Below are 6,265 nucleotides of genomic sequence, written 5' to 3' on the forward strand. Positions count from 1 at the left end.
AGCCGCGGGTCTCCATCGGCTGCTGGGAGTAGCGCTGGATCGTCATGGTCGTCGTGAGCACGCGCTCGCAGCGCGTGAGCTCCTCGTCGACGTCGCCCTGGGTGTACGAGCCGGCCATGACCACGTTGTCCGGCCAGTCGGCGTATGCGCGCGGCGCGGTCGACTCGAGGGCCCGCACCGCATCGAGGACGTGCGGCAGCGGTTCGTACTCCACCGAGATCGCGTCCAGCGCGGCCTCGGCGTCGTGGATCGTCTCGGCGACGACCGCTGCCACGGGCTGGCCCACGTGGACGACCTCGCCGAGCGCGAGGCAGCGCACCTCGACGCTGCGCCCGCCAAACGTCGCAGGGTCGATGAAGTGCGGGATCGGGTCGGCCAGCTCGGCAGCGCCGACGCCGTCGAGCGCCGCGACCACGCCGGGGCTCCGGCGTGCCGCCTCGAGGTCGACGTCGACGATGCGCGCGTGTGCGTGCGGGCTCCGCAGGATCGCGAGGTGCAGCGCACCGGCCGGACGGATGTCGCCGACGTAGCGCGCGCGGCCCGTGAGGAAGGCGTCACCGCGCAGTCGTCGGGTCCGTGAACCGACGTGGGTCGGCGCCACCCCCGCGGTCACGGCAGCTGGATCCGCAGCTCGACGCCGGTGCGGCCCGTGACGTGCCGCTTGTCCACGTCGCCCCAGTGGATCTCACCGTTCTCGTCCGGCGTGGAGCCGAGCGCCTCGGTGAGCGCCCGGTGGCTCGTGACCACCATCGTCGCGCCGCTCGACAGCGGGAACGGGGGCTCGTGCCACGTCCCGCGGTGCAGCGTGAGCCCGGCGTCGCCCGGGACCCAGAAGGCCCGCACCTCGTCCAGGCGGGGGATGCCGTTCTCCTCGGGGGCGTCGGGGCGGGCCACGACGCACAGGAACGGGTTGCCGCCGAGCGGGATGAACGCCTGGGCGATCTCGAAGTGCCGCTCCAGGAAGTTGATCCGGTACTCGCGGATGTGCTGGCGGGTCAGCAGGACCTCGACGTGGTGGTCGCTCTCGAGGGAGCCGGCGACGAAGTTGTCGTCGCGGTCGCCGTAGAGGTCGTAGCCGAGCGACTCGCGCCCGGCGGTGCTGATGACCTCGCCGTACGGCGCGAACGCCTCGGCGGTCAAGGGCTCGGGGACGACGGCCATGAGCGTCGTGGGGGCGGTGACGTCGGACATGGGGCTCCTTGCGGATGCAGCGGTCTGAATACGTATTCAGACAGATGCGAGAGGGCCTGTCAAGAGGGCTGACCAGCAGCCGGACGGACCTCGACCCGCGCGACCTGGCGCCCCGTCCGGCGGCGGAGCCTCCGACAGGAGTCGAACCGCGACATCCTCATGACACGTGCGGCGCACTCATATCGAACCTGCACCTCGGGAGGAATCAGAGCCTCCGACAGGAGTCGAACCCGCGACATCCTCATGACACGTGCGGCGCGCTCATATCCACCGCCGAATCAGAGCCTCCGACAGGAGTCGAACCCGCGACATCCTCATTACAAGTGAGGCGCTCTACCAACTGAGCTACGGAGGCGTACCGACCCATCGTAGGGCGACTGCCGTCACAGACAGGGGTGCACGTCCTCCTCTACCGTGGACGACGCCGCCGATCATCGAGGACCCCATGCGCATTCGCACCGTCAGCCTGACCACTGCCTTCGCGGTGATGGCCATGCTCACCGTGGGCACGGTCGCCCTCGTGTCCGCCACGGGTGGCGGCGACCGGTCGAGCGCGAGCGACGCGCCGGCCGGGATCCCGACCACGTCCCTGACGCCGCCCACGACGAAGCCGTCGCCCACACCGCGACCCACGAAGGCTTCCGACGGCACCGACGAGCCGGCCGACCCCAAGCCGTCGGACCGCGCGACGGCGGCACCGTCGAAGGCCCCTCGCACGTCGGCTCCTCGCGCCAGCTCGCCCCGACCGGCGGCCACCACCCAGCGCCCCGCTCCCGCTCCGTCGAGCGCCGCGCCGGAGCCCAGCGCGACTCCCGGCCTGCTCGACGGCCTGCTCGGCCCCCTGCTCGGCGACTGAGCACGAGCCTGCGTCCGGGCCCTCCCGCTGACCCTCCAGGTCGTGCCATCCTGAGCGGGTGAGCGCACCCTTCGCACGCCTGCTCTCGGCCACCGCTCCACTCTCGGCTCCCCTCGCGGCGCTCGACGCCCCGGCACTGTGGGCCAACGCCGACGACCTCGTGCGGCGCGCAGCCGGCGTGCCGATCCGCGTGGCCAGCAAGTCGGTGCGGGTGCGGTCGGTCATCGAGCGCACGCTCGCCCGTCCGGGCTTCGCCGGCGTCATGTCCTACTCGTTGGCGGAGAGCTGCTGGCTCGTCGACCAGGGCGTGACCGACGACGTGCTGCTCGCCTACCCGACCGTCGACCGCGCGGGTCTGCTCCTCCTCACCGAGCGCAGCATCGAGGGCGAGCGGCGCCGGGCGGCGATCACGCTGATGATCGACTCGGTCGAGGCCCTCCGGGTCGTCGACACCCTCGTCGGAGGGTCCCACCCCGAGCTGCGCGTCTGCCTCGACGTCGACGCCTCCCTGCGTCCTGGCGTCCTCGGGGTCCACCCGATCCACCTCGGCGTGCGCCGCTCGCCCGTGCACTCGGCCAAGCAGGCGGGCGCCCTGGCCCGCGCCGTCAGCGCCCACGCGGGCTTCGACCTCGTGGGCGTCATGTTCTACGACGCGCAGGTCGCGGGGCTGCCGGACACGTCGCCGGCCGTCCGCATGGTCAAGCGGATCTCCAGCACCGAGCTCGCGCACCGTCGGGGCGACGTCGTCCGCGCCGTCTCGCAGCACGCCGACCTCGAGATCGTGAACGCGGGCGGCACCGGCAGCCTCGAGGTCACCGGGGCCGATCCCGCCATCACCGAGCTCACGGCGGGCTCGGGGCTGTTCACCCCCACGCTCTTCGACGGATACGACGCGTTCGAGGCGCACCCGGCGGCCTACTTCGTGCTCGACGTCGTCCGCCGGCCCGCCAAGGACGTGGCCACGTGCTTCGCCGGCGGCTACACGGCGTCCGGGCCGGCGCAGGCCAACCGCATGCCCACTCCGGTGTGGCCGGAGGGGCTCACGCTCCTCGGCACCGAGGGGGTGGGCGAGGTGCAGACCCCGGTGAGGGGCAAGGCGGCCCGCGGCCTGCGCATCGGCGACCGCGTGGTGTTCCGCCACGCCAAGGCCGGCGAGATGTGCGAGCGCTTCGACGCGGTCACGCTGGTCGACGACGCCGGCCGCGCCGAGACGGTGCCCACGTATCGCGGAGAAGGGAAGAACTTCGGATGAGCGAGCGGTCGGCGGCGCGATGAGCGTCCTGTGGCAGAACTGGGCCCGCAGCGTCCGAGCGCACCCGCGGCGGGTGCTGCACCCGGCGTCGACGCAGGAGGTGGTCGAGGCGGTGCGCGCGGCACGCGCCGAGGGACTGCCGGTCAAGGCCTACGGCGCCGGCCACTCGTTCACGCCGATCGCGGCCACCGAGGGCGTGCTGCTGCGGCTCGACAGGATGGACGCCGTGCTCGGACACGACGCCGCCACGTCTCGGGTGCGGGTGCAGGCGGGCATCTCGCTGCACGCGCTCAACCCACGCCTGCTCGCGCTGGGGCTGGCGCTGCCGAACCTCGGCGACGTGGACCCCCAGTCGGTGGCGGGCGCGGTGTCCACGGGCACCCACGGGACGGGCCACCGACTGCACGGCATCTCCGCAGCGGTGGTCGGGGTGCAGCTCGTCACCGCCGACGGCGACGTGATCGAGATCGACGAGCAGCACCCGTGGTTCGGGGCCTCCCGCGTCACGCTCGGCGCGCTGGGGATCGTGACCGAGTTGACGCTCCAGTGCGTGCCGACGTTCCTGCTGCACGCCCGCGAGGAGCCGATGGCGCTGCCCGAGGTGCTGGACCGGCTTCCCGAGCTCGTCGAGGAGAACGACCACTTCGAGTTCTACTGGTTCCCGCATACGGAGAAGGCGCTCGTCAAGCGCAACAACAGGGTGCCGGACGGGTCCGAGCGCGCACCCGTGGGGCGGGTGCGGCACCTCGTCGACGACGAGCTCCTGAGCAACGGCCTGTTCGAGGTGGCCAACCGGGTGGGCCGTCGCGTTCCGTCACTCGTGCCGCGCATCAACCACCTGAGCGGGTCGGCGCTGTCGGCCCGCGAGTACGTGGACCACTCCCACGAGGTGTTCGTCTCCCCGCGGCGCGTCCGGTTCCGCGAGTCGGAGTTCGCCATGCCGCGGGCGGCCCTGCCCGAGGTGATCGCGTCGCTTCAGCAGTGGTTCGGCGCGGGACACGAGACGGTGTCGTTCCCGATCGAGGTCCGGTTCACGGCCGCCGACGACGTGTGGATGTCGACAGGGCACGAGCGCGACAACTGCTACGTGGCGGTGCACCAGTACCACCGGGTCGACCCGACGGCGTACTTCGCGGCCGCGCAGGACGTGTTCACCGCGCACGAGGGACGACCGCACTGGGGCAAGATGCACACGCTCGGGGCCGACTACCTCAGCGGTCGGTACGCCCGCTTCGACGACTTCGTCGCGATCCGCGACGAGCTCGACCCGCACCGCGTGTTCTCGAACCCCTACCTCGAGCGCGTGCTCGGGTAGGGGCCTCACGCGAGCGACAGGAAGACCTTCTCCAGCCGGGCGACGTCGACGTCCTCGCCCTCGGTGACGCACTTCTGCATCCCCGTGCTCACGAGGGCGAAGCCGCTGCGACTGAGGGCCTTGCTCACGGCGGCCAGCTGCGTGACGACGTCCTCGCACTCCGCGCCCTCCTCCAGCATGCGGATGACGCTGGCCAGGTGGCCGTGGGCGCGCTTCATGCGAAGGGCGACGGCCTTGGTGTCCTCGGGCTCCAGGTGCATGCTCGCATCTTAACCCCCCAGGGGGATGTGTGATAGCGTCCTGGCAGGATCCCCCCAGGGGGATGGAGAGGAGATTCGTCATGACCCACGGAAAGGCCGTGCTCGACGAGCTGTCGCCCCTGCACCGCGCCCTCCGGCGCGCTGTCCCCGACGTCTACGCGGGCTTCGGCGAGCTGCACCGCGCGGCCTTCGCCGACGGCGCCCTCGACGTCCGCACCAAGGAGCTCATCGCGCTCGCGATCGGCGTCGTGGAGGGGTGCGACGGATGCATCGCGTCGCACGCCCAGGCCGCCGCCCGCGCCGGCGCCACCCGCCAGGAGGCCGCCGAGGCCATCGGCGTCACGTTCCTCATGCACGGCGGCCCCGCCACCATCCACGGCCCGCGCGCCTACGACGCGTTCTGCGAGTTCGCGCCCGAGGACGGGCCCGCACCCACCACCCCCTGACCCAGGAGTCCCGACATGTGCCGACCCGTGACCTGCTCCACCTGCTCCAAGACCACCTGGGCCGGCTGCGGCCAGCACGTCGCCCAGGTGCGCGCCATGGTCCCCGACGACCAGTGGTGCGCCGGACATCCCGACGAGCCCCGCAGCGGTGGGGTGCTGCGCCGCCTCCTCGGTCGCTGACGCGTCCTCTTGCCGCGCTCCCCGGCCACGTGCTGGAGTGAGGGATGACCACAGATGAGCACGGCGGGAGTGCCGGGCCGCGGGCGGCCGATGAGCACGGCGGGGGTGCCGGGCCGCGGGCGGCCGATGAGCNNNCGGATCGATCCGCCCTTCGCGGGTGACGAGATGTCGACGCTGCGGGGCTTCCTGGACTTCCACCGCCGCACGCTCGCGTGGAAGCTCGAGGGGCTGACCCGTGACCAGCTGGCCGCGACGCACCCTCCGTCGACCATGACGCTGGGCGGGATGCTCAAGCACCTCGCCTACGTCGAGGACTCCTGGTTCGGGGAGGTGTTCCTCGGACGCGAGCCGTCCGAGCCCTGGCGGAGCACCGACTGGCAGGCCGACGCCGACTGGGACTGGCACTCGGCGGTCGACGACGACCCGGTCGACGTCCTGGCGCTCTGGACGGAGTCCGTCGCGAGGTCCGACGCCGCACTCGAGGCGGCGACCGACGGCCTCGACACCCTCGGCGTGCGCCCCTGGCGCGGCACGGGAGAGCCGCTCTCCCTGCGATGGATCGTCGTGCACATGATCGAGGAGTACTGCCGCCACAACGGCCACGCCGACCTCCTGCGCGAGGCGATCGACGGCTCGACGGGCGAGTAGCGCCACGACCTTCCGGTCCGTGTGGGCCCATGGTTGGATGGATGTGACCAGCACCACATCGCTGCGTCATCGGCGTGTGCCTCACCCCGGCACCGCTCCCACCCATGGCGGACCCCC

At 72.2% G+C, this 6,265-nt stretch carries 8 protein-coding genes, 1 tRNA gene and 1 pseudogene; 6 read left to right on the top strand and 4 right to left on the bottom strand.

The genetic code is table 11. The annotated features are described in order from the left end of the window. The 3 genes and pseudogenes from ASF38_RS17390 to ASF38_RS03415 all read right to left on the bottom strand — a co-directional run. Positions 1-613: pseudogene (locus ASF38_RS17390) on the bottom strand (xanthine dehydrogenase family protein molybdopterin-binding subunit); the annotation flags it as partial. Then, a complete protein-coding gene (locus ASF38_RS03410; RefSeq protein WP_055963307.1) occupies positions 610-1,191 on the bottom strand; it encodes an ureidoglycolate lyase in 582 nt (193 codons plus the stop codon). The gene ASF38_RS03410 and the pseudogene ASF38_RS17390, both read right to left, overlap by 4 nt. Before the next feature lie 282 nt (positions 1,192-1,473). After that, positions 1,474-1,546 (bottom strand) — tRNA-Thr (locus ASF38_RS03415). Between the two features lie 90 nt (positions 1,547-1,636). Between ASF38_RS03415 and ASF38_RS03420 the strand changes: the two genes are divergently transcribed. From ASF38_RS03420 to ASF38_RS03430, 3 genes are read left to right on the top strand one after another with little or no spacing between them, the layout of a single operon-like run. Further along, positions 1,637-2,047 carry a hypothetical protein gene (locus ASF38_RS03420; protein ID WP_055963304.1) on the top strand — a complete coding sequence of 137 codons (411 nt, stop codon included), beginning with the start codon at positions 1,637-1,639 and terminating at the stop codon, positions 2,045-2,047. Positions 2,048-2,105: 58 nt separating this feature from the next. Continuing rightward, positions 2,106-3,299 carry an alanine racemase gene (locus tag ASF38_RS03425; RefSeq protein WP_055963301.1) on the top strand — a complete coding sequence of 398 codons (1,194 nt, stop codon included), beginning with the start codon at positions 2,106-2,108 and terminating at the stop codon, positions 3,297-3,299. 19 nt (positions 3,300-3,318) lie between these two features. Continuing rightward, a complete protein-coding gene (locus tag ASF38_RS03430) occupies positions 3,319-4,614 on the top strand; it encodes a D-arabinono-1,4-lactone oxidase (protein ID WP_056573625.1) in 1,296 nt (431 codons plus the stop codon). A gap of 5 nt (positions 4,615-4,619) precedes the next feature. Here the strand turns inward: ASF38_RS03430 and ASF38_RS03435 are convergent, their stop codons facing one another. After that, the gene (locus ASF38_RS03435) at positions 4,620-4,874 is read right to left on the bottom strand and encodes a metal-sensitive transcriptional regulator (protein ID WP_055963293.1); all 255 of its coding nucleotides are present in this window, start codon (positions 4,872-4,874) and stop codon (positions 4,620-4,622) included. An 80-nt stretch (positions 4,875-4,954) separates the two neighbouring features. Between ASF38_RS03435 and ASF38_RS03440 the strand changes: the two genes are divergently transcribed. The 3 genes from ASF38_RS03440 to ASF38_RS03445 all read left to right on the top strand — a co-directional run bounded on the left by ASF38_RS03440 (position 4,955) and on the right by ASF38_RS03445 (position 6,148). Then, positions 4,955-5,320, top strand: coding sequence for a carboxymuconolactone decarboxylase family protein (locus ASF38_RS03440; RefSeq protein ID WP_056573628.1), 366 nt, complete (start codon positions 4,955-4,957; stop codon positions 5,318-5,320). 15 nt (positions 5,321-5,335) lie between these two features. Continuing rightward, on the top strand, positions 5,336-5,500 hold the full coding sequence (locus tag ASF38_RS18180) for a hypothetical protein (protein ID WP_164468830.1): 165 nt from the start codon (positions 5,336-5,338) through the stop codon (positions 5,498-5,500). 165 nt (positions 5,501-5,665) lie between these two features. Then, positions 5,666-6,148: a DinB family protein gene (locus ASF38_RS03445; RefSeq protein WP_235497416.1), complete on the top strand. Its 483-nt coding sequence runs from the start codon at positions 5,666-5,668 to the stop codon at positions 6,146-6,148. Positions 6,149-6,265: the final 117 nt, after the last annotated feature.

Origin of the sequence: Aeromicrobium sp. Leaf272, assembly GCF_001422865.1 — a bacterium.
Classification (GTDB): Bacteria; Actinomycetota; Actinomycetes; order Propionibacteriales; family Nocardioidaceae; genus Aeromicrobium.

What these genes read in the sequence shown, in the direction of transcription:
- ASF38_RS03410 (WP_055963307.1), bottom strand. Translation starts at nt 1,191, where the DNA reads ATGTCCGACGTCACCGCCCCCACGACGCTCATGGCCGTCGTCCCCGAG.
- ASF38_RS03420 (WP_055963304.1), top strand. Translation starts at nt 1,637, where the DNA reads ATGCGCATTCGCACCGTCAGCCTGACCACTGCCTTCGCGGTGATGGCC.
- ASF38_RS03430 (WP_056573625.1), top strand. Translation starts at nt 3,319, where the DNA reads ATGAGCGTCCTGTGGCAGAACTGGGCCCGCAGCGTCCGAGCGCACCCG.
- ASF38_RS03435 (WP_055963293.1), bottom strand. Translation starts at nt 4,874, where the DNA reads ATGCACCTGGAGCCCGAGGACACCAAGGCCGTCGCCCTTCGCATGAAG.
- ASF38_RS03440 (WP_056573628.1), top strand. Translation starts at nt 4,955, where the DNA reads ATGACCCACGGAAAGGCCGTGCTCGACGAGCTGTCGCCCCTGCACCGC.
- ASF38_RS18180 (WP_164468830.1), top strand. Translation starts at nt 5,336, where the DNA reads ATGTGCCGACCCGTGACCTGCTCCACCTGCTCCAAGACCACCTGGGCC.
- ASF38_RS03445 (WP_235497416.1), top strand. Translation starts at nt 5,666, where the DNA reads ATGTCGACGCTGCGGGGCTTCCTGGACTTCCACCGCCGCACGCTCGCG.